Consider the following 20,181-nt stretch of genomic DNA (forward strand, 5'->3'; position numbering starts at 1 on the left):
CATCAAAAAACTGGCCCCTGCGCGCACTCACTCAGCCCCCGGAACCCCATCGCCATGCTCACCAACGACGTCTTCCTCATCGTGCTGCTGTCGGCCGCGCTCAACGCGGGCTGGAACAGCGCCATCAAGCTGGGCGGCAACCGCATCACCGCCATGGCGATCACCACGCTCATGGGCAGCGGTCTGTCCCTGCTGGCGCTGCCATGGGTCAACCTGCCGGCCGCGGCCAGCTGGCCGCTGCTCGCGCTGTCCGTTGCGGTGCACACGGCCTACCACTTCGCCTTGCCCATTGCCTACAACCACGGCGACATGGGGCAGGTCTACCCCATCGCCCGGGGCTCGGCGCCGCTGCTGGTGGTGGCGGGGGCGGCCGTGTTCGCGGGGGAATGGCCAGGGGCCGGGGCGCTGTGGGGCGTTGCCTGCCTGTGCGCGGGCGTGCTGTCGCTGGCGCTCGTGCGGGGTGGCGGCACGCAGCGCCGGGCCGTGGGGTATGCGCTGCTGACCGGGGTGCTGATCGCCGCCTACACGGTGGTGGATGCGCTGGGGGCACGTCAGGCGGGGTCGGCCATCGGCTTCGCGGTGGTGCTCACGCTGGTCGACGGCATCGCCACGGCGCTCATCGTTCTGTGGTGGAAAGGGCCCCGCGCCTTCCGGGTCGACCCGCCCATGCTCTGGCGCTGCGCCGCGGCCGGCACGATGCAGATGGGCGCCTACTGGATCGCCGTCTGGGCCCTGGCGCGCGCGCCCATGGGCGCCGTGTCGGCCCTGCGCGAGACCAGCGTGCTGCTGGTGGCGCTGATTTCCACCTGGATGCTCAAGGAGCCCCTGGGCGCGGCGCGCATGGCTTCGGCCGCACTGGTGTGCGCGGGGCTGCTGATGGTGCGACTCTCGTCCTGAAGGCCGTGCGAGCGGCCAGGGCGGCCAGGGCAGCTACTGCGGCGCTTCGGCCTCGCCGAGCGGGCGCACCAGCCGCACCGGCAGCTTGCTGGCGCGGGCCACATCGCCGCGCGCCTCGCCGGTGGACAGGTTCACCGCCCAGCCATTGATCGCCCCCATCTGGGCCGCCGCGTCGCCGGAACGCCCCTGCATGACAGTGTTGTAGTTGTACGGGTTGCCCCGTTGCGCGGCCACATTGGCCGTGGCGGACCAGTGCCACTGCGCGGGGGCCGCCGGAAACAGCGCGGCGTTCAGGCCCGGGGGACTGGCCGTGCGGTCGATGAGCCGCTGCAGCTCCGGCGCACGCGGCAGGCGCCAGGCCACGCCCTCTGCCTTCCAGCGGTCGCTGGCCAGCGCCGCGGCTTCGGCGCGGTCCAGCAACCGTGGCTTGCCGGTGCAGGTACCGGCCTGGCGGCTCCATTGCATGCCCTCGGCGCAGCGCGGCCAGGCCAGCCGGGCGCGCAGGTCCAGGACCACCGCGCCATCCTTCGACAGCGCCCAGTCGGTGGGGGCCAAGGGCTCGGCCGCCCGCGCGGGCCAGGGGGCGGCACAGGCCGTGGCGAAGGCCAGTGCGCCGCCCAGCAAGGCGGCGGGATGAAGGTGTGGGCGGGACGGTGTGGTCATGTGCTGGATGGGGGGCGGCGCGGCCACGGTGGGCGTGGGCCGCGATGGACCACAGCCTAACCGCATGGCCCGCCCCGCGCCCCGCGCCAGATCAAGAAACCTTCGCAGTGCGCCTGCCCGCCTGCGGCCCCGCATCCGGTGCCACGCCCGCCAGCGCGCCCGACCGCGCCAGCGCCTGCGCCAGGAAGGTGACGAAGGTCTGCACCCGCGTGGAAAACTGGTGGCGCTGCGGATAGACCGCATAGACGTCGGCCGCGGGCGTCTGGTACTGCGGCAGCACGGGCTCCAGCAGGCCCTGCGCCAGGTGCCGGTTCACGTCCCACTCCGCCCGCATCACGATGCCGTGGCCCTGCAGCGCCCACAGCACGGCGATCTCGCCGTCATTGGTGGTCAGGTTACCCGTGATCTTGATCGACTCGGTGTGCGCCTTGCTCCCGCGCCCGGTGGTCAGGCGCCACAGGCCGTAGGCCTCGTCACCCTGGCGGATGCCGATGCACCGGTGCTCCATCAGGTCGCGCGGCACGCGCGGCCTGCCGTGGCGGTCCAGGTACGCCGGGGCCGCGCACAACACGCGCCGGTTGGGCGCGATGCGCCGCGCGATCACGCGGCCGTCGGGCGGCTCGCCAAAACGCACGCACAGGTCGTAGGCGTCGTCGGTGATCGGCGGCGGGTGCACCGACAGCTGCAGCTGCACGTCCACCTCGGGGTACAGCCGCACGAAGTCGGAGATGGCCGGCGCGATGTGCATGCGGCCAAAGCCCAGCGTGGCGTTCACGCGCAGCAGGCCCTTGGGGGTTGCCCGGGACTGCACGATGAGTTCATCGAGCGCATCGATCTCGCGCAGGATGCGGCGCGCGTGCTCCAGCAGCAGTTCGCCCTCGGGCGTGAGGCTCATGCGCCGCGTGGAGCGGTTCACCAGCACCACGCCCAGGCGCCGCTCCATCTGCGCCAGGTGCTTGCTCACGGCGGCGGTGGACACGCCCATTTCGCGCCCCGCCGCGCTCAGGCTGGGGCTGGCGGCCAGGGTGGAGAAAAAGCCCAGTTCGGCGGGCTGGATGGTGCTGGAGCTCATGCATCCATGTTAACCCAGGGTTAACGATGGATTCACTTTCAGGGCATTTCCTGTGCGCACGGCGGCCTAAAGTCCAGCCATCCACCACCGTTCTTTGTACACCCCATGACCACCTACCAAATCGCCACCATTCCCGGAGACGGCATCGGCAAGGAAGTGATTCCCGCAGGCCAGCGCGTGCTGGAAGCCCTGTCCGCCCAGCACCCCGGCCTGCAGTTCGCGTTCGAGAATTTCGGCTGGGGCGGCGACTGGTACCGCGCCCACGGCGCGATGATGCCGGCCGCTGGCCTGGACGCCCTGCGCGGCAAGGACGCCATCCTGTTCGGTTCGGCCGGCGACCCGGACATCCCCGACCACATCACGCTGTGGGGCCTGCGCCTGAAGATCTGCCAGGGGTTCGACCAGTACGCCAACGTGCGGCCCACGCGCATCCTGCCGGGCATCGACGCGCCGCTCAAGCGCTGCACGCCCCAGGACCTGGACTGGGTCATCGTGCGCGAAAACTCCGAGGGCGAATACTCCGGCGTGGGCGGCCGCGTGCACCAGGGCCACCCCATCGAGGCCGCCACCGATGTCTCCATCATGACCCGCGTGGGCGTGGAGCGCATCCTGCGTTTTGCCTTCCGCCTGGCCCGATCGCGCCCCCGCAAGCAACTCACCGTCATCACCAAGAGCAACGCGCAGCGCCATGCCATGGTGATGTGGGACGAGATCGCCGCGCAGGTGGCTACCGAGTTCCCCGATGTGCAATGGGACAAGGAACTGGTGGACGCCGCCACGGCCCGCATGGTCAACCGCCCCGCCACGATGGACACCATCGTCGCGACCAACCTGCACGCCGACATCCTCTCGGACCTGGCCGCGGCGCTGGCCGGCAGCCTGGGCATCGCGCCCACCGGCAACATCGACCCCGAGCGCCGCTACCCCAGCATGTTCGAGCCCATCCACGGCTCGGCGTTCGACATCATGGGCAAGGGCCTGGCCAACCCCATCGGCACCTTCTGGTCGGTGGTGATGCTGCTGGAACACCTGGGCGAGGCCGAGGCGGCCCGCGCCGTGATGCAGGCCATCGAGCAGGTCACCGCCAACCCCGCCCTGCACACCCGCGACCTGGGCGGCACGGCCACCACGGCGCAGGTGACCGATGCCGTGTGCGCGCTCATCAGCAGCGCACCGGCCGCGCGCAAAGCCGCCTGACCGCACTTGCCCCCGGCGGGCAGAACAACAAGGCCACAAAGGCCATGCACCCGCCGCACAACCACCCTTTCGGAGACAAACCATGCGCCGCCCTACCCCCCATCCCACCTGCATCGCCCAGCCGCTGCGCCGCCCCTACCTGATGGCCCTGGCGGCGGTCGCCGCAGCCGCCTGCCTGCTGCCCGGCACAAAGGCCCACGCGCAGGGCCCGGCCTGGCCCGCCAAGCCCGTCACCATCGTCGTGCCGTTCGCGGCCGGGGGCACCACCGACGTGCTGGCGCGCGCACTGGGCGAAAAGCTGGGCGTGGCACTGGGCCAGCCGGTCATCGTGGAAAACCGGGGCGGCGCGGGCGCCACCATTGGCGCCGACTACGTGGCCAAGGCACCTGCCGACGGCCACACGCTGCTGATGGGCGCGGTGCACCACACCATCGCCACCAGCGTGTACAAGAAGCTCGGCTACGACTTCCAGAAGAGCTTCGCGCCCATCACCACCGTGGCGCTCGTGCCCAATGTGCTTGCCGTGAGCGCCGCCACGCCCGCCAGGGACGTGAAGGAACTCGTGGCCCTGGTGAAGGCCGCGCCCGACAAGTTCTCGTACGGCTCCAACGGCGCGGGCACCGCGCAGCACCTGATCGGCACGCAGTTCGCCACGGCCATCGGCCAGCCGCTGCTGCACGTGCCCTACAAGGGCAGCGGGCCATTGACCACCGACCTGCTGGGCGGCCAGGTATCGATGTCGTTCGACACCGTGACGCCCGTGCTGCCGCACATCAAGGCCGGCAAGCTGCGCGCGCTGGCCGTGACCACGGCCAGGCGGTCGTCCGCGCTGCCCGACGTGCCCACCCTGCAGGAGAGCGGCTTCGCGGGCTTCGACATCGGCACCTGGTTCGGCGTGCTCGCGCCCGTGCGCACGCCGCCCGAGGTCGTGGAACGGCTCAACGCCGAAATGGTCAAGGTGATCCAGTCGGCCGACTTCAGGAAGCGCATGCTGGACATCGGCGCCGAGCCCGTCGGCAACACCCCGGCGCAGATGGCCCAGCAGATCGCCAGCGACACGGCGCGTTTTGCCAGGCTGGTGGCGGACCACCGGATCTCTGCGGAATGAAGCATCCGGCGGCGGGCACAGCCCCGCACCAAACTTGCAGCAAAAAACAGCCACAAACGCTTTACCATCAAGCGCCAATAGCTATCAATTAGATAGCAATCAACAGGCGACTGGTGCCTGGGGTCAGCGGTGGCTGAGCCTGCGCACCGCCCAGTCGCCCAGGCTCTGCACGGCCTGTACGAAGAAGATCAGCACCAGCACCACGGCCAGCATGATCTCGGGCAGGAAGCGCTGGTAGCCGTAGCGGATGCCCAGGTCACCCAGGCCGCCGCCGCCGATGGCGCCGGCCATGGCCGAGTAGCCCGTGAGGCTCACGAAGGTGATGGTCAGGCCCGCCACGATGCCGGGCAGCGCCTCGGGCAGCAGCACCTTCCACACGATCTGGCTGGTGGTCGCGCCCATGGCCTGGGCGGCTTCCACGAGGCCGTGGTCCACCTCGCGCAGCGCGGCCTCCACCAGGCGCGCCACGAACGGGGCGGCGGCGATGGTCAGCGGCACCACGGCCGCGGCCGTGCCGATGGACGAGCCGGTGATGAAGCGCGTGAACGGGATGATGGCCACGAGCAGGATGATGAAGGGCGTGGAGCGCACGGCGTTGACCAGCCAGCCCACGAGCTTGTTGACGGGCCCGTTTTCGAGCACGCCGCCCTGGTCGGTGAGGCGCAGGAACACGCCCAGCGGCACGCCCAGCAGGCCGCCGACCAGGCCGGAGATGCCGACCATGACCAGCGTTTCCCACAGCGACGATGCGAAGAGGTCCAGCATGGCCGGGGTGAAGTTGTCGAACATGTTTTTTCCCTTCCTCAAGCCGGTACGGCCACTTCTTCGACGGCGACGCCACTGGCGCGCAGGTGCGCCACGGCGCCACGCAGGCGGTCGGCCTCGCCGCTGGCATAGACGGCCAGCGAGCCGAAGGTCTCGTCCTGGATCTCGTCCACCTGGCCGTGCAGGATGCTCATGTCCACGCCGAACTGGCGGATGAGCTGCGACAGGATGGGCTGGTACGCGCTGTCACCTGCGTACGACAGGCGCAGCAGCTGGCCCGTGCGGTCCGGTGCCGTGGCAGCGAGCTGAACTGCGAGCGTGCGCACGTGGCCGAGCACGCTGGCGGGCAGCTCCTGCGGCAGGATCTCGTCGATCAGGCTCTTGGTGATGGGCTGCTGCGGGCGCGTGAAGACATCCAGCACGCGGCCCTGCTCCACGATGCGGCCGGCCTCGATCACGGCCACGCGGTCGGCCACCTGCTTGATGACCTGCATCTGGTGCGTGATGAGCACCACCGTGAGACCCAGCTCCCGGTTCACCTGGCGCAGCAGGTCGAGGATGGAGCGCGTGGTCTCGGGGTCGAGCGCGGACGTGGCTTCATCCGAGAGCAGCACCTTGGGGCGGCTGGCCAGCGCGCGCGCAATGCCCACACGCTGCTTCTGGCCGCCACTGATCTGCGCCGGGTAGCGTTGGGCCAGGGCCGACAGGCCCACCAGCTCCAGCAGCGGGTTCACGCGTTCGCGGATGGCGGCCTTGTCCATGCCCGCCAGTTCCAGCGGCAGGGCCGCGTTGTCGAACACCGTGCGCGAGGACAGCAGGTTGAAATGCTGGAAGACCATGCCGATCTCGCGGCGGGCATCGCGCAGCTGGGCATCGCCCAGCTGGGTCAGGTCGCGGCCATTGACGATGACCTGGCCCGTGGTGGGGCGGTTGAGCAGGTTGATGACGCGCACCAGCGAGCTCTTGCCCGCACCGCTCTTGCCGATGATGCCGAACACTTCGCCCGGCGTGATGTGAAGGTCGATGCCCTTGAGAGCCTCGACCGGGCCTTGTGAGCCCTGGTAGGTTTGGGTGATACCCCGTAAGTCGATCATGAAAAAGCAGTGGCGCGTCACAGGACATGCCGATGGTCCGTGGCGCGCGGTGAGGAATGGGATGCGGGACTGTATCGGCGAATCGTAAGTTCACAAACGATTGAAAAATCGGGTGATTAGATCCACAGGTTATGAAGACCGTGATAGGTCTACCTTCACCGCTCCTAATTGCATAGCATCTGGCGCAATACCATTCAGCGCAATTCGCCAATTTTCCTGCTTTTTCATGAAGGCTTGAAAATGATCTCCCAAGAACGATTCTATATTTCAACTTTTGTTGTAATATCGAATCATGCAAGAACCCGACGTCATCCGATCCCTCGCCGCCCTGGCCCAGGAAGTGCGCCTGCGCGTGTTCCGCGCGCTGGTGGTGGCCGGCCAGGACGGGCTCACGCCCGGGGCGCTGTCCGAACAGCTGGGCATTGCGCCCAACACGCTGTCGTTCCACCTCAAGGAGCTGACCCACGCGGGCCTGGTGAGCCAGGAGCGCCAAGGCCGCAACCTGATCTACCGCGCATCGTTTGCCACCATGAACGAGCTGCTGGCCTACCTGACCGAGAACTGCTGCCAGGGCGCCGCCTGCCTGCCCGGCACCGCCACCGCAGCCTGCGATTGCTGACCCACAACCCACGCCACGGCCCACGGCCGAAAGGAAGCCACCATGAAGCGATTCCACGTCCACCTGCATGTCGATGACCTCGCCAAGAGCATCGCGTTCTATTCCCGGCTGTTCGCGGCCGGCCCCGCGCGCGTGGAGGCCGACTACGCCAAATGGATGCTCGAAGACCCGCGCGTGAACTTCGCCATCTCCACCCGCGGCGACAAGCCCGGCGTGGACCACCTGGGTTTCCAGGTGGACGAGGCCGGCGAACTGGCCGAGCTGAAGGCGCGCGCCCAGGGCGCCGACATGGCCCTGCTGGACGAAGGCGCCACCACCTGCTGCTATGCCCGCAGCGACAAGCACTGGATCACCGACCCGCAGGGCGTGGCGTGGGAACACTTCCACACGCTGGGCAACATTCCCGTGTTCAACGAAGCCGCGGCCCAGCCCGCCCAGGCCGCCTGCTGCCCCACGGGCGCGCCCTCAATCCCCGAGCCGGGCCGGGCCGCCTGCTGCGGCCCCACGGCCACCAACCCCAACAAGTGCTGCTGACCCGAACGGGACCCACGCCGACGACCCCTGCCCGCGAACTGCCCGCGCACTGACATCCCCATGCACCCCAAAAACCCTTCACAGTCCGCCCCGGCCGCCGGCATGGCGGTGTTCGAGCGCTACCTCACCGTGTGGGTGCTGCTGTGCATCGTGGCGGGCATTGCGCTCGGCCAATGGCTGCCGGGCGCGGCCCGCGCGGTGGGCGCGCTGGAGGTGGCGCGTGTCAACCTGCCGGTGGGCCTGCTCATCTGGGTGATGATCATCCCCATGCTGCTGAAGGTGGACTTCGGCGCGCTGGCCGGGGTGCGCCAGCACCTGCGGGGCATTGGCGTGACGCTGTTCGTCAACTGGCTGGTCAAGCCGTTTTCGATGGCCCTGCTGGGCTGGCTGTTCATCCGCCACTGGTTTGCCCCCTGGCTGCCCGCCGAGCAGATCGACAGCTACATCGCCGGGCTGATCCTGCTGGCGGCCGCGCCCTGCACGGCCATGGTGTTCGTGTGGAGCCGGCTCACGGGCGGAGACCCGCTGTTCACGCTGTCGCAGGTGGCGCTCAACGACAGCATCATGGTCGTGGCGTTCGCGCCGCTGGTGGGCTTTTTGCTGGGCCTGTCGGCCATCGCCGTGCCGTGGGACACGCTGCTTGCCTCGGTGGTGCTGTACATCCTGATCCCGGTGGCGATCGCGCAGTGGCTGCGCAGGCGGCTTCTGCGCCGGGGCGAAGCGGCCTTCCAGGCGGCCATGGCGCGCACCGGCCCGTGGTCCATCGCCGCGCTGCTGGCCACCCTCGTGCTGCTGTTCGCGTTCCAGGGCGAGGCCATCCTGCGGCAGCCCCTGGTGATCGCCCTGCTGGCCGTGCCCATCCTGATCCAGGTGCTGTTCAACTCCGCGCTGGCCTACGGCCTGAACCGCGCCGTGGGCGAAAAACACAGCATCGCCTGCCCGTCGGCGCTGATCGGCGCATCCAACTTCTTCGAGCTGGCCGTGGCCGCCGCCATCAGCCTGTTCGGACTGCACTCGGGCGCGGCGCTGGCCACCGTGGTGGGTGTCCTGGTCGAAGTGCCGGTGATGCTGCTGGTGGTGCACGCCGTCAACCGCAGCAAGGGCTGGTATGAAGCCGGTATCTGACGGCCCGCGCGCGGCAGGCCGTCCCGGCGATGGCCCTCAGGCGTCTCGCGGGCCGTGCCCCATCACCGCGTTGACCTTGCCCACCAGGGTCTGGGCATCGAAGGGCTTGACCAGCAGCTCCATCTGCGCGCCGAGGAACTGCGGCGTCATGGCCGCCTGCTCGGCATAGCCCGTCATCAGGATGACCTTGATGGACGGAAACTTCTCGCGCGCATAGTCGGCCACCTGGCGGCCGTTGGGGCCGGGCAGGCCCACGTCGGACACCAGCAGGTCAAAGTGCACCGCCCCCGAGAGCAGGGCCATGGCGGCGCTGCCGGTGGCGGCCTCCATCACATGGAAACCCATGTCGCGCAGCAGTTCCACGGCCAGCGTGCGCACCGTGTCGTCGTCTTCCACCACCAGGGTGGAATCGGGTCGGCGCGCGCTGGAGAGATTGGCCACCGGCTCGGGCAGCTCGGCCATCGCCTCGTGCTGCGACCGCATGAAATACAGCGCCACGCTGGTGCCCAGCCCCACGGCGCTGTCCAGCACCGCAAGGCCGCCGGACTGGCGCATGAAGCCGTAGATCATCGACAGCCCCAGCCCCGTGCCCTGCCCCAGCGGCTTGGTGGTGAAGAACGGATCGAAGGCGCGCGCGATCACATCGCCCGTCATGCCGGTGCCCGTGTCCCGCACCGTCACGCGCACGTAGTCGCCCGGCTCCAGCCCCGGCGTGGCCTGCGCGGTGGCGGCGTCGGCATGCACGTTGTCGGCCGCGATGTACAGCGCACCGCCGCCCGGCATGGCATCGCGCGCATTGATCGCCAGGTTGACCACCGCGCTCTCAAACTGGTGGGCATCGGTCAGCGCGGGCCACAGGTCCTGCGGCAGGTGCAGCTGCAGCGCGATGTTCTCGCCGCACGTCGTCTTGAGCATGGACTCCAGCCCGCCCAGCGAGGACACCAGGTCCACGGGCCGGGAATCCAGCGGCTGGCGGCGCGAGAACGCCAGCAGGCGCTGCGTGAGCGACGCCGCTCGCTTGGCCGCCGCCAGGCCCGACTCGATGTAGCGCCCCACCTCGTCATGGCGCCCCTGGGCAATGCGCTGCCGGATGAGCTGCAGCGGCAGCACGATGCCCTGCAGCATGTTGTTGAAGTCGTGGGCGATGCCGCCGGTGAGCTGGCCCACGGCCTCCATCTTCTGGCTCTGGCGCAAAAGCTCCTCGGCGTTGCTGAGCGCCTCCTTGCGCAGGTGCTCCTCGGTGGTGTCGCGGCCCACGGCCTGGATGAAGCCCTCGCTGGGCACGGCGGTCCAGGCGATCCACCGCTCGCCGCCGTCGCGATGGCGGTAGCGCGCGGTGATCTGGCGGCGCGTGGGCTCGGTGGCCAGCAGGGCCATTTCGTCCTGCACCTGCGCCATGTCGTGCCCATGGGCGAAGGCCGCCAGCGGATGGCCCACGGTCTCGGCCTCCGACCAGCCCAGCGTCGCGGTCCAGGCGGGATTCACGGCGGTGATGGTGCCGTCCAGGCGGGCCACCAGCAGCACGTCGTCCGAGAGCTGCCACAGCCGGTTGCGGTCGGCCGTGCGCTGCGCCACCTGCTGCTCCAGCGACGCCGCCACATCGCGCCACTGGCGCAGCGCGTTGAACTTGCTGGTGGTCTCGATCACGGTGTCCAGCATGCCCACCACCGCGCCGTGCTCGTCGCGCACCGGGCTGTAGCAGAACGTGAAATAGGCCTGCTCGGGGTGGCCGTAGCGGTTCACCTCCAGCGGGAAATCCTCGATGAACGTGGCTTCGCCGGCATAGGCGCGCTCGGCGATGGGACCGATGGTGGGCCAGGCCTCGCTCCACACATCCTTGAACGAGCGCCCGAGCGCCTCGGGCTTGTTGCCCAATATCAGGCGGAACGCATCGTTGTAGATGGTGGTGAACTGCGCCCCCCAGACCAGGCATGACGGAAAGCGCGACGCGAGCAGGGCCTCGACGCAGTAGCGCAGCGTGGCGGGCCATGCCTGCATGGGCCCCAGCGCGCTGCCCGCCCAGTCGTAGCGGCGCACCTTCTCGCTCATGGCGCCCTCGGCGCGGGGAAATGGCAGCACGGTGGCGGGCGGGGAATCGTTCATGGTGGATGGGGCGCGGCGGCAGCAGGGGCTGGCGCCCAGGCACAAAGTGCATGCAGTCTACAGGCGAAGCGCCACCGCTTCGCGAACCCCGGCACCCTCAGGCGCCCGCGACGGCGCCGCGCCGCTGCACCCGGCGCGACACCAGGAAACCCAGCACGAAGATCCCCAGCGCCGCCACCGAGAACACGGGCGGCAGCCATCCCCGGTCCACGCTGAACGCCACGGCGAGCACCCCGAGGGACTGGCCCAGGAACAGCAGGCACGCAAACAGCGTGACCGCCGTGCCGCGCGCCTGCGGCGCCATCTGCGTGGCCTGCACCTGCAGCGTGTTGTGCAGCATGTAGAAACCGATGCCCGCCAGGAAACACCCGAGCACCGCCCACGCCACCCACGGCGCCCAGGCCAGCAGCAACAGGCCGCTGGCGATCAGGGAGGCCCCGGCAAGCGCCAGCCCCTGTTCGCCGAGCGCGGCCAGCCACCGGCGGGCGAACATGCTGTAGAGGAGCCCGCCCACGCCATAGAGCACCATCGCGCCGCCAGCCGCCGAGGCCGACAGGCCGAAACCGTCGACCAGGCGCGCGGGCACGAAGGCCAGCGTGCCAAAGGCCAGCGCCCCCTCGATGGACACCACCGCGAGCACCCAGCGCACGCGCGGCATGCGCAGCAGGTTCCGGGTGCTGGCCAGGTAGGCCGCCAGCGAAAACCCGGCCCCAGGCTCCTGCGCGCCCGCGGGGTGCGCCGCTGCGGCCCCGCCGGCCCGCAGGCGGCGCAGCAGCAGCACCGCCGCCGTCATGAACAGCACCGAGAGCACGGCGAACGCGCCACGCCAGCCCAGGGTTTCGGTGGCAAAGCCGCCAAACCACTGGCCGGCCATCATCCCCGTGACGGTGGCCACCATGAGGCGCGCCAGCGTCTCCTGCCGCTGCCCATAGTCCACCTCGTCACCGATCCAGGCCATGGACAGCGGAATGATCCCCGCCGCCGCCGCCCCCATGGCCGCACGCGCGACCACCAGCACGGTGAAGCTGGGCGCCAGCGCGGTGGCCGCGCTGAACACCGCGCAGGCTGACGTGGCGCCAATGATCACCTGCAGCTTGCCCAGCCGGTCCCCCAGCGGTCCGTAGACGAGTTGCAGCACGCCATAGGCCACCGCGAAGGCCGCCACCACGGCGGAGGCATCGCCCGTGGTGACATGGAACTCATGGGACAGGGACACCAGCATGGGGTCGCACACACGCATGGACGCCATGCTGCAGAAAGCTGCCAGGCTGATCAGCCGCAGCATCGTCGAAGAAGATGTCATATGACCCGATTGTGGGGCGGCGCGCGCCACGGTGCAGGCACACCCGCCAATGGCCCGCAAACCGCCGCGCGGCCCTGAGCCGCCGGCCGCCCGGTGGTTCGGACGAATTCACCGGCCAGCACTGGCCCGCGCGGCATCCGCGCCCAGGGGGCGCCGGACTTGCCCGACAGACACGCCTGCGCGGGCCTCAGCCCTTGGCCAGGTTGAAGCTGGTGTCGAAGGTGCCCCGCACATCCAGCCGCTGCTTGATGAGCCCGGCCGCCAGGTAGAAGTCGGCCGTCTTCTGCTGGTCCGCCAGCACCTGGGCGTCGATGTCCTGCCAGCGCGTGGCGCGGCGCTCGAACTGCAGTTGCGCGGCGTCGGCCGGGATGCCGATGATGCGGGCGAGCGACTGGCCGAACGGCTTGGCGTTCTGGTAGGACCACACCTGGGCGCGCGCCACGCGCTCCTTGAAGTCCTGCAGCACCGCGCGCTTTTCGGCCAGCGCCGCGTCGGTGGCGGCCAGGAAGGACAGGCCCGTCCACAACCCCCGGCCGCTGACCAGCACGCGCGCATGGCCGCTGGTCTCGGCCAGCGCGGTGTAGGGCTCCCACGTGGCCCAGGCGTCCACCGAACCCTGCGTGAGCGCGAGCTTGGCGTCGGGCGGCGGGATGAAGCGCAACTGCACGTCGTCGGCCTTGAGCCCGGCGGATTCGAGCACCTTGAGCGTGACGAAGTGGCCGATGGAGCCGCGGTTGGTGGCGATGCTCTTGCCCTTGAGGTCTGCCGCCGTCTTGAGCGGCGAGTGGGGCGCCACCAGCACGGCGGTGCCGTACGCGTCCGACCGGCTGGCCGCAAAGGCCTTGACCCGGCTGCCCGCCGCCAGGGTGAACAGCAGCGGCGCATCGCCGATGGGCCCGAAATCCACGGCGTTGGCGTTGAGCGCCTCGGCCAGTGGCGCTGCGGCCGGGAACTCGCTCCACTTGATGTCGTAGGGAAGGTTCTTCAGTTCGCCCGCAGCGTCGAGCAGGGCCTGCAGCCCGCCCTTCTGGTCGCCCGCACGCAGCAACACGCGCTGCTGGGCATGGGTGAGCACGGGCGAGAGGAACGAACTGGCGGCAACGGAAGCGGTCAGCAGATGGTGGAATTGGCGGCGCAGCATGGTGGTCGGGTGTGAAAGGGGGTTGGCACTGTCGAAGGGACTCTGGCTTCCATTGCATCACCCGGCCCGCGCTCCACCAACGAAGCCTTGCGACCATCCATATGCGGTTTTCGCATGCCGGGCACGGGCCGCTTGCAGGCACCCTGCCCCGCCCTTGCTGCCGCTGCAACGACCCGGCGCACCCCTGGGGTCAGTAGCCCCGCGCCCCGTCCACCACGTCTTCCAGCGGCTCCCCCGCCACATGGCGCGCCAGATTGGCCACGAACTTGTGGGCCGTCAGCTGCGCTGCGCCCTGCGCCGCCCATGACACATGGGGCGTGATCCGCACGCGCGGGTGGCTGTACAGCGGGTGGCCGTCGGGCAGGGGCTCGGGATCGGTCACGTCCAGCGTGGCGCCGGACAGGCGCCCGCTGTCCAGCGCCTGCAGCAGCGCCTGCGGGTCCACCAGCGCACCGCGTGCAATGTTCACCAGGTGCTGCCCGGGCCTGGCGTGCGCCAGCGTGGCGGCGTTGATGAGATGGTAGGTCTGCGCGGTGATCGGCAGGGCCAGCACCAGGTGGTCCGAGGCCGCGAGCAGCTGCTCGATGGAGCCGACCGTGCGCACGCCATCATCGCCCTGCACCTGCGCTCCGCCGCGTCGCAGCACCGTCACCTGCATTCCGAATGCCCGCGCCAGCCGCGCCACCTCGCGCCCGATGGCGCCGTAGCCCGCGATGCCCAGCGCGCGCGCCTGCAGCGTGCCGGGCAGGTGCTGGTCCACCCGCGCAAACGTCTCGCGCCACGGCCCGGCGCCAGATACCTGCAGCGTGTCCCATGCGCGCTGGTGCGTCAGCAACGCGGTCAGCACATATTCGGCAATGGGCACGGCCGCCACGCCGCGCGAGCAGGTGACCTGCGGCACCTGCAGCAGCCAGGGCGGAAAGAAGTCGATGCCGGCCGACGCCACCTGCACCCATTTCAACCGCCCGGGCCAGCCTGCGGGGGCGGTGGCCGGCGCATGGCGCCAGCCGTTGCGCGGGCCGGTGAAGAGGATGTCCACATCGGCCGCGCGATCCCAGGCGGGCACATCGGCATCGTCGGCCGCCAGCACCACGGGCAGGCCCGCGACCTCCAGCAGCGCATCGGCCTCCGGGCCTGCCTGGTTCAGAACGACCCAGCGGTCGGCACCTGCGTTGGCATCATCGTCGTCACGTGCATCGACCGTGCCGCTGCCAGGATCGTGCGCAGCCAGCACCGCGCTCATGCGGCCCCCACGGCCAGCGCCCTGCGGCCCGCGGCAACATAGGCGCTGTCGTCCTGCGGCGTGTGCACGCGGCCGCACAGCACGTCGCGCAGGTGGCGCTCCAGCGGGTTCTTGCGCGCCAGGCCGTGGTTGCTGGTCAGCTCCAGCGCGGCCTGCACGGCCTCGATGGCGTTGCGCGTGGCCAGGGTCTTCACCAGGCCGCTGTCCACGGTGGGCACCAGCGTACCGGCATCGAGGTCGTGGGCCAGGCTGACGATCAGGCGGTCGTTGGTGAGCAGCAGGCCTTCGATGCGGCCCACGGCCTCTTGCGCGCGGGGCAAGGTCGCCAGCGGCGCGCCCAGGCTGGCGGGCACGCGCTCGCGCAGGAACTGCACCAGCCAGTCGCGCGCGGCGCGTGCCACGCCGGTGTACAGCGCGGCCAGCATCACCGTCATCTCGGCCTGCATCGCGGGTTCGCCGCGCGCCCAGTCCTGCGGCAGGCGCAGGTCCAGCGCGTGCGCGTGGGGTATCAGCACATCGTGCAGGTGCACATCGTGGCTGCCGCTGGCGCGCAGGCCCAGGTGGTCCCAGGTCTCCTCGATGCGGATGCCGGGCAGGCCCGCTCGCACCAGGAAGGCGCCGGTGCGCGGCGTGGCCTCGTCCGTGCGGGCCCACACCACATACCAGCGCAGGATGGGCGCGCCGGTGGAATACACCTTGTGCCCGCTGATGCGCCAGCCCTCGGCCGTGTGCCGCGCCACCGTGGCCGGCAGGCCGCCGCGCGCGGGCGATCCCAGCTCGGGCTCCACGCGCAGTGCGTTGATCAGCGACACCTCATGCACCGACTCATTCACCAGTTGCTGCGCCAGCGCCGGCGGCCAGGGCGAGCCGGGGCGGCCCATGCCGCGCTGCTGGATGTACTGCATGGTCAGCACCAGCGCCGTGGCCGGGCAGCCCTGGCCGATGGCGCCGACCACCTCGGCCAGCTGCGCGGCCGACGCGCCCTGCCCGCCCAGCGACCGCGGCGCGGCCAGGGCCAGCAGGCCGGCCTGCTGCAGCTCGGCAAAGTTGGCGTGCGGAAAGCTCGCGTCCCGGTCGTGCACCGCCGCCCGCGCACCGAACTCCACCGCCAGCGCGCGTGCGGCCTGCCCCCAGGTCAGTGGCGCATTCACTGCAGCACCTCGGGCTGGTCGCGCACGATGATGTCGAACAGGCTCTTGAACGCAAACTGCGCACCACCCGGCCCGCCGATCTGCGAATGCGTGCGCTGCGCGATCTCGTGCGGGATGGGCTTGGGGGTGCCGGCGGCTTCGGCCAGCAGCTGGGCCTGGCAGGCGTTCTCCAGGGCGATGTACCACCACGCGGCAGCCTCCACCGACGGGCCCGCCGTCAGGATGCCGTGGTTCTGCAGGATCACGGCCTTTTGCGCGCCCAGGGCTTCGCCGATGCGAAAACCCTCATCGGTCTCCAGCACCACGCCGGTGAAGTCGTCGAACAGCGCGTGGTCTTCATAGAAGATGCACGAGTCCTGCGTGAGCGCATCGAGCTTGCGGCCCAGCGACGACCAGGCCTTGCCGTAGGTCGAATGCGTGTGCGCTGCGGCCACGATGTCGGGCCGCGTCTCGTGCAGCGCGGCGTGGATGGCGAATGCCGCGCGGTTCAGCGGGCCCTGGCCCACCACGATCTCGCCGGCAGCGTTCACGAGCAGCAGGTCGGACACCTTGATCTGCGAGAAATGCACGCCGAGCGGGTTCACCCAGAAGTGGTCCGTCCACTCCGGGTCGCGCGCGGTGATATGGCCGGCCAGCCCGTAGTTGAAGCCCTGCTGCGCAAACAGCCGGAAGGCCACGGCCAGCGTCTCCTGCCGGTGGCGGCGCTCGGCCTCGACCGTGGGGCGGGCCGCCGGGGCGTCGAACCAGTCCTTGCGCCGGGGCGCGGGGTTGAGGGCGAGCTGGGCGGTGGGCAGGGGCTGGAGGACGGCGGACATGGGCGATGCTTTCGGGGTATGGGTCGAGGTTGGAATACAAGGACCCGCCCACCTTAGAACCGCCGCGCCCGTGCGCCAACGAAGAAATCCGCGTGACCAAATGCGGTTTTGGCATGACATGCGCGTCGCCTTGGCCTGCACCAACGTGGGTGCCGCATTTAGCGCATATCGATGCTACGCAATGGTCTTTGCGCAGCCGTGGCGCTTGTCGGAACCTCGCGGCCTGTCCCATTGCTCCACGAACCTGCCCGCCATGCCCCACACACCCCAACCCCTGAACCGCCGCCACCTCATCCAGGCCGGCCTGGGCGCCGCCGCCTGGGCCGCCACGACGGGCGTGCCCGCGCTGGCCGCGCCACCCACGCCACCCGCACCCGACCTCTCCAAGGTGACACTGCGCATCGGCACCTACAAGGGCCTGTGGCGTGCCCTCATCGCCGCGTCCGGCCAGGGCCGCACGCCCTACCGCATCGAATGGCGCGAGCTGAACAACGGCGTGCTGCACATCGAGGCCCTGAACGGCGACGCGCTGGACCTGGGCTCGGGCAGCGAGATCCCGGCCCTGTTCGCCGCGCGCCAGAAGGCACAGGTGCGCTTCATCGCGGTGGTGCGCGAAGACCTCAACAACCAGGTCACGCTGGCCCGCAAGGACGCGCCCATCCAGCGCATCGCGGACCTCAAGGGCAAGCGCGTGGGTTACGTGCGCGCAACCACCTCGCACTACTACCTGAGCCGGCAGCTCGCCGAGGCGGGCCTGTCGTTCGCCGACATCAGCGCCATCAACCTCACGCCGGCCGATGGGCTCTCGGCCTTCGACCGGGGCGACCTGGATGCCTGGGCCATCTATGGCTACAACGGCCAGCTGGCGCGGCTGCGCTACGGCGCGCGCGTGCTCAAGACCGGCCAAGGCTACCTGTCTGGCAACTTCCCCATCTACGCCAACCCGCGCGCGGTGGAAGACCCGGCCCGGCACGCCGCCATCAGCGACTACCTGCAGCGCCTGCGCCGCGCCTACCTGTGGGCCAACGGCAACTACCTTGAGTACGCCCGGGCCCAGTCCGCCGAAACCCGCGTGCCCGTGGGCGACCTGATCGAGCTGTGGAACAACCGCAGCACCGACTACGACCTGCGCCCCGTGGACGACGGCGTGGTCAAGGGCCACCAGGCCGTGGCCGATGCCTTCCTGCAGCTGGGCGTGCTGGACGACCCCGCGCAGGTCGCGCCGCTGTGGGACCGCAGCTTCAAGAGCGTGCTGCAGCCGCCCGGGTTGGCCACGGCGGGCTGAGGCAATGCACCGGCCGGCATCCGGCCGGCCGGCCGGCCATTTTTTGCGTGGCACCAGCCCGCCTTGCGCTTACCATGCGCCCCTCAACCACAACGAGGAGCATGATGAACAAGCAAAAGCGCCATTTCGTCGCGGCCAGCATGGGACTGGCAGGGCTGTGGACCACCACCGGCAGCAGCCACGCGGCCCCGCCCGCCGCCTCCGGCAACCCCGCGCTGCTGACCATCAGCGGCGCCATCACCAAGCCCAACCGTGGCGCGCTGGACCCCACCATCGACCAGATGATGGGCAAGCATGGCATCCAGTTCACCCAGGCGCACGCGTTCGACGCCGCCGCCCTGCAGCGCATGGCGGCCGTCACCATCAAACCCACGCTGGAGTACGACGCCAAGCCCCACACACTCAAAGGCCCCCTGCTCACCACCGTGCTCGCGGCAGCGGGCGTGGCGGCGGGCAGCCCGGTGCAGCTGGTGCTGCGCGCGGTGGACGGCTACAACGTCACCATCAGCATGGCCGACGCGCAGTCCTACCGCATGATCGTCGCCACCCACATCGACGGCCAGCCCATGGCCCTGGGCGGCCTGGGCCCCCAGTGGGCCGTGTACGACGCCGATGTGCTGCCCGCGTTCAAGGACAAGCCGGTGAAAGAGCGCTTTGGCCTGTGCCCCTGGGGGCTCTACCACATCGAGGTGAAAAAGGCCTGAGTAGCCTGCCAGGATGACGCAGCCCCAAGAAAAAGAAAAAGAGCGGCCCGATGGCCGCTCTTTTTTTCATAGCTGCCAGCGCTTGTCCAACAAGCGCAAGGGGCCATTTTCACTCAAATCAGGGTGCCCTCCCCACCATCCGCGCCCCCAGGGCCGCCAGCGACCCCGCGGTGGCCAGCGCCACCACCCCCAGCCAGCCCCACTGCGCCAGCACCAGGCTGCCCAGCGCCGCGCCGGCCGACATGCCGATGAACATGCCCGTGAACAGCAGCGCATTGAGCCGGCTGCGCGCGGCGGGGTCGATGCCGTACACGATGGTCTGGTGCGCCACCAGCGTGGCCTGCACGCCAAAGTCAAAACCGATGGCACTGGCGACGATCAACGCGAGCTGCGCCTGTGCCGGTAGCAGCGGCGCCAGCGCCATCACGGCAAACGATGCGGCCGCCAGCCCGGCGCCATAGCGGGTCACCACCTCGGGCCCGCGCTTGTCGGCCAGGCGCCCCGCCAGGGGCGCGGCCAGTGCGCCCGCCGCCCCGGCCAGGCCAAACGCACCCGCCGCCGCCGTGCCCAGGTGGAACTGGCTGTGCAGCATCACCGCCAGCGTGGACCAGAAGGCGCTGAAGCCCACGGCCAGCAGGCCCTGCGCCCACGCCGCGCGGCGCAGTGCACCGTGCTGGCGCCACAGTGCCACCATCGAGCCGATCAACGCCCCATAGCCCAGCTGCGTGGTGGGCGCGAAACGCGGCAGCCCGCGCCACACGGCCACCGTCAGCAGCGCAATGGCCACCGCCGCCGCCACATACACCGTGCGCCAGCCCCACTGCTGCGCCACGAAGCCGCTGACCACGCGCGACAGCAAGATGCCCAGCAGCAGCCCGGTCATCACGATGCCCACCATGCGCCCGCGCTGCGCGGCCGGGGCCAGCGTGGCGGCGGCGGGCACCACGTCCTGCGCCACCGTGGCCGCCAGGCCCACGGCCAGACTGGCCGCCAGCAGCGCGCCCATGCCGGGCGCCAGGCCGCTGAGCAGCAGGGCCAGCATCAGCGCGATGGACTTGATGACGATGATGCGGCGCCGGTCATACCGGTCGCCCAGCGGGGCCAGCAGCAGAATGCCCAGCGCATACCCCAGCTGGGTGAGCGTGGGCACCAGGCCCACCACGCGGCTGTCGGCCTGCATGTCGGGCCCCAGCACGCCCAGCATGGGCTGGCTGTAGTACAGCGACGCCACGCTCAGCCCCGCCGTGGTGGCCAGCAGCAGCAAGAGCGGCGCGCTCACCGCGCCCTCGGCAGGCGGCCGCGCCGGGGCCGTGCCGGCGGCAGGGCTTGTTGCATGCACATTTTGAATGGAAGACATCTCAA

The 20,181-nt window shown here is 70.2% G+C and carries 19 protein-coding genes; 8 read left to right on the forward strand and 11 right to left on the reverse strand.

Annotated elements, in window-relative coordinates; translation table 11 throughout:
- Window positions 1-54 precede the first annotated feature (54 nt).
- Window positions 55-897 carry an EamA family transporter gene (locus AC1RCS_RS09495; protein ID WP_492244876.1) on the forward strand — a complete coding sequence of 281 codons (843 nt, stop codon included), beginning with the start codon at window positions 55-57 and terminating at the stop codon, window positions 895-897.
- Between the two features lie 33 nt (window positions 898-930).
- Here the strand turns inward: AC1RCS_RS09495 and AC1RCS_RS09500 are convergent, their stop codons facing one another.
- On the reverse strand, window positions 931-1,560 hold the full coding sequence (locus AC1RCS_RS09500; RefSeq protein ID WP_218341044.1) for an Lcl C-terminal domain-containing protein: 630 nt from the start codon (window positions 1,558-1,560) through the stop codon (window positions 931-933).
- A 91-nt stretch (window positions 1,561-1,651) separates the two neighbouring features.
- Window positions 1,652-2,632, reverse strand: coding sequence for a LysR family transcriptional regulator (locus tag AC1RCS_RS09505; protein WP_492244877.1), 981 nt, complete (start codon window positions 2,630-2,632; stop codon window positions 1,652-1,654).
- Between the two features lie 105 nt (window positions 2,633-2,737).
- Here AC1RCS_RS09505 and AC1RCS_RS09510 point away from each other — a divergent pair, with 105 nt between their 5' ends.
- Together AC1RCS_RS09510 and AC1RCS_RS09515 are read left to right on the forward strand one after the other, a co-directional pair.
- Window positions 2,738-3,829: a tartrate dehydrogenase gene (locus tag AC1RCS_RS09510; protein WP_492244878.1), complete on the forward strand. Its 1,092-nt coding sequence runs from the start codon at window positions 2,738-2,740 to the stop codon at window positions 3,827-3,829.
- Window positions 3,830-3,971: 142 nt separating this feature from the next.
- Window positions 3,972-4,937, forward strand: a complete 966-nt coding sequence (locus AC1RCS_RS09515; RefSeq protein ID WP_492245000.1) for a tripartite tricarboxylate transporter substrate binding protein — start codon at window positions 3,972-3,974, stop codon at window positions 4,935-4,937.
- Between the two features lie 123 nt (window positions 4,938-5,060).
- Here AC1RCS_RS09515 and AC1RCS_RS09520 read toward each other — a convergent pair whose 3' ends face one another.
- Together AC1RCS_RS09520 and AC1RCS_RS09525 are read right to left on the reverse strand one after the other, a co-directional pair.
- A complete protein-coding gene (locus AC1RCS_RS09520; RefSeq protein ID WP_218294677.1) occupies window positions 5,061-5,726 on the reverse strand; it encodes a methionine ABC transporter permease in 666 nt (221 codons plus the stop codon).
- A gap of 14 nt (window positions 5,727-5,740) precedes the next feature.
- Window positions 5,741-6,796 (reverse strand): methionine ABC transporter ATP-binding protein, encoded by a 1,056-nt coding sequence (locus tag AC1RCS_RS09525; RefSeq protein WP_218294676.1) that lies wholly within the window; start codon window positions 6,794-6,796, stop codon window positions 5,741-5,743.
- A 292-nt stretch (window positions 6,797-7,088) separates the two neighbouring features.
- On the opposite strand from AC1RCS_RS09525, the gene AC1RCS_RS09530 reads away from it, so the two are divergent.
- Genes AC1RCS_RS09530 through arsB form a run of 3 tightly spaced genes read left to right on the forward strand, consistent with a single transcriptional unit; the run spans window position 7,089 to window position 9,074 of the window.
- Window positions 7,089-7,415 (forward strand): ArsR/SmtB family transcription factor, encoded by a 327-nt coding sequence (locus tag AC1RCS_RS09530; protein ID WP_218294675.1) that lies wholly within the window; start codon window positions 7,089-7,091, stop codon window positions 7,413-7,415.
- A 42-nt stretch (window positions 7,416-7,457) separates the two neighbouring features.
- Window positions 7,458-7,949 (forward strand): ArsI/CadI family heavy metal resistance metalloenzyme, encoded by a 492-nt coding sequence (locus AC1RCS_RS09535; protein ID WP_218294674.1) that lies wholly within the window; start codon window positions 7,458-7,460, stop codon window positions 7,947-7,949.
- Window positions 7,950-8,009: 60 nt separating this feature from the next.
- Window positions 8,010-9,074 carry an ACR3 family arsenite efflux transporter gene (arsB, locus tag AC1RCS_RS09540; protein WP_218294673.1) on the forward strand — a complete coding sequence of 355 codons (1,065 nt, stop codon included), beginning with the start codon at window positions 8,010-8,012 and terminating at the stop codon, window positions 9,072-9,074.
- A 36-nt stretch (window positions 9,075-9,110) separates the two neighbouring features.
- On the opposite strand, the gene AC1RCS_RS09545 is transcribed toward arsB, so the two are convergent.
- The 6 genes from AC1RCS_RS09545 to AC1RCS_RS09570 form a co-directional block, all read right to left on the reverse strand.
- Window positions 9,111-11,177, reverse strand: coding sequence for a hybrid sensor histidine kinase/response regulator (locus AC1RCS_RS09545; RefSeq protein ID WP_218294672.1), 2,067 nt, complete (start codon window positions 11,175-11,177; stop codon window positions 9,111-9,113).
- A 97-nt stretch (window positions 11,178-11,274) separates the two neighbouring features.
- Window positions 11,275-12,480 (reverse strand): MFS transporter, encoded by a 1,206-nt coding sequence (locus tag AC1RCS_RS09550; protein WP_255591468.1) that lies wholly within the window; start codon window positions 12,478-12,480, stop codon window positions 11,275-11,277.
- A gap of 187 nt (window positions 12,481-12,667) precedes the next feature.
- Window positions 12,668-13,621, reverse strand: coding sequence for an ABC transporter substrate-binding protein (locus tag AC1RCS_RS09555; RefSeq protein ID WP_218294671.1), 954 nt, complete (start codon window positions 13,619-13,621; stop codon window positions 12,668-12,670).
- 190 nt (window positions 13,622-13,811) lie between these two features.
- On the reverse strand, window positions 13,812-14,864 hold the full coding sequence (locus AC1RCS_RS09560) for an NAD(P)-dependent oxidoreductase (RefSeq protein WP_492244879.1): 1,053 nt from the start codon (window positions 14,862-14,864) through the stop codon (window positions 13,812-13,814).
- The gene (locus tag AC1RCS_RS09565) at window positions 14,861-16,015 is read right to left on the reverse strand and encodes an acyl-CoA dehydrogenase family protein (protein WP_492244880.1); all 1,155 of its coding nucleotides are present in this window, start codon (window positions 16,013-16,015) and stop codon (window positions 14,861-14,863) included. Before AC1RCS_RS09565 ends, AC1RCS_RS09560 begins: the two co-directional genes overlap by 4 nt.
- Window positions 16,012-16,830, reverse strand: a complete 819-nt coding sequence (locus tag AC1RCS_RS09570) for a class II aldolase/adducin family protein (RefSeq protein WP_492244881.1) — start codon at window positions 16,828-16,830, stop codon at window positions 16,012-16,014. The genes AC1RCS_RS09565 and AC1RCS_RS09570 overlap by 4 nt, the downstream gene beginning before the upstream one ends.
- 253 nt (window positions 16,831-17,083) lie before the next feature.
- Here AC1RCS_RS09570 and AC1RCS_RS09575 point away from each other — a divergent pair, with 253 nt between their 5' ends.
- Together AC1RCS_RS09575 and AC1RCS_RS09580 are read left to right on the forward strand one after the other, a co-directional pair.
- Window positions 17,084-18,115, forward strand: a complete 1,032-nt coding sequence (locus tag AC1RCS_RS09575; protein ID WP_492244882.1) for an ABC transporter substrate-binding protein — start codon at window positions 17,084-17,086, stop codon at window positions 18,113-18,115.
- A gap of 104 nt (window positions 18,116-18,219) precedes the next feature.
- Window positions 18,220-18,819, forward strand: a complete 600-nt coding sequence (locus AC1RCS_RS09580; RefSeq protein ID WP_492244883.1) for a putative pterin-binding protein — start codon at window positions 18,220-18,222, stop codon at window positions 18,817-18,819.
- A gap of 118 nt (window positions 18,820-18,937) precedes the next feature.
- Here AC1RCS_RS09580 and AC1RCS_RS09585 read toward each other — a convergent pair whose 3' ends face one another.
- Window positions 18,938-20,176, reverse strand: coding sequence for an MFS transporter (locus AC1RCS_RS09585; RefSeq protein ID WP_492244884.1), 1,239 nt, complete (start codon window positions 20,174-20,176; stop codon window positions 18,938-18,940).
- Window positions 20,177-20,181 lie beyond the last annotated feature (5 nt).

Source organism: Acidovorax sp. GW823-FHT01C06 (assembly GCF_058798375.1).

Bases quoted from the DNA above. Each gene is read 5' to 3' on its own strand.
- AC1RCS_RS09495 (WP_492244876.1), top strand. From the start codon at position 55: ATGCTCACCAACGACGTCTTCCTCATCGTGCTGCTGTCGGCCGCGCTC.
- arsB (WP_218294673.1), top strand. From the start codon at position 8,010: ATGCACCCCAAAAACCCTTCACAGTCCGCCCCGGCCGCCGGCATGGCG.
- AC1RCS_RS09510 (WP_492244878.1), top strand. From the start codon at position 2,738: ATGACCACCTACCAAATCGCCACCATTCCCGGAGACGGCATCGGCAAG.
- AC1RCS_RS09530 (WP_218294675.1), top strand. From the start codon at position 7,089: ATGCAAGAACCCGACGTCATCCGATCCCTCGCCGCCCTGGCCCAGGAA.
- AC1RCS_RS09500 (WP_218341044.1), bottom strand. From the start codon at position 1,560: ATGACCACACCGTCCCGCCCACACCTTCATCCCGCCGCCTTGCTGGGC.
- AC1RCS_RS09570 (WP_492244881.1), bottom strand. From the start codon at position 16,830: ATGTCCGCCGTCCTCCAGCCCCTGCCCACCGCCCAGCTCGCCCTCAAC.
- AC1RCS_RS09515 (WP_492245000.1), top strand. From the start codon at position 3,972: ATGGCCCTGGCGGCGGTCGCCGCAGCCGCCTGCCTGCTGCCCGGCACA.
- AC1RCS_RS09505 (WP_492244877.1), bottom strand. From the start codon at position 2,632: ATGAGCTCCAGCACCATCCAGCCCGCCGAACTGGGCTTTTTCTCCACC.
- AC1RCS_RS09585 (WP_492244884.1), bottom strand. From the start codon at position 20,176: ATGTCTTCCATTCAAAATGTGCATGCAACAAGCCCTGCCGCCGGCACG.
- AC1RCS_RS09535 (WP_218294674.1), top strand. From the start codon at position 7,458: ATGAAGCGATTCCACGTCCACCTGCATGTCGATGACCTCGCCAAGAGC.
- AC1RCS_RS09560 (WP_492244879.1), bottom strand. From the start codon at position 14,864: ATGAGCGCGGTGCTGGCTGCGCACGATCCTGGCAGCGGCACGGTCGAT.
- AC1RCS_RS09555 (WP_218294671.1), bottom strand. From the start codon at position 13,621: ATGCTGCGCCGCCAATTCCACCATCTGCTGACCGCTTCCGTTGCCGCC.
- AC1RCS_RS09550 (WP_255591468.1), bottom strand. From the start codon at position 12,480: ATGACATCTTCTTCGACGATGCTGCGGCTGATCAGCCTGGCAGCTTTC.
- AC1RCS_RS09520 (WP_218294677.1), bottom strand. From the start codon at position 5,726: ATGTTCGACAACTTCACCCCGGCCATGCTGGACCTCTTCGCATCGTCG.
- AC1RCS_RS09580 (WP_492244883.1), top strand. From the start codon at position 18,220: ATGAACAAGCAAAAGCGCCATTTCGTCGCGGCCAGCATGGGACTGGCA.
- AC1RCS_RS09525 (WP_218294676.1), bottom strand. From the start codon at position 6,796: ATGATCGACTTACGGGGTATCACCCAAACCTACCAGGGCTCACAAGGC.
- AC1RCS_RS09545 (WP_218294672.1), bottom strand. From the start codon at position 11,177: ATGAACGATTCCCCGCCCGCCACCGTGCTGCCATTTCCCCGCGCCGAG.
- AC1RCS_RS09575 (WP_492244882.1), top strand. From the start codon at position 17,084: ATGCCCCACACACCCCAACCCCTGAACCGCCGCCACCTCATCCAGGCC.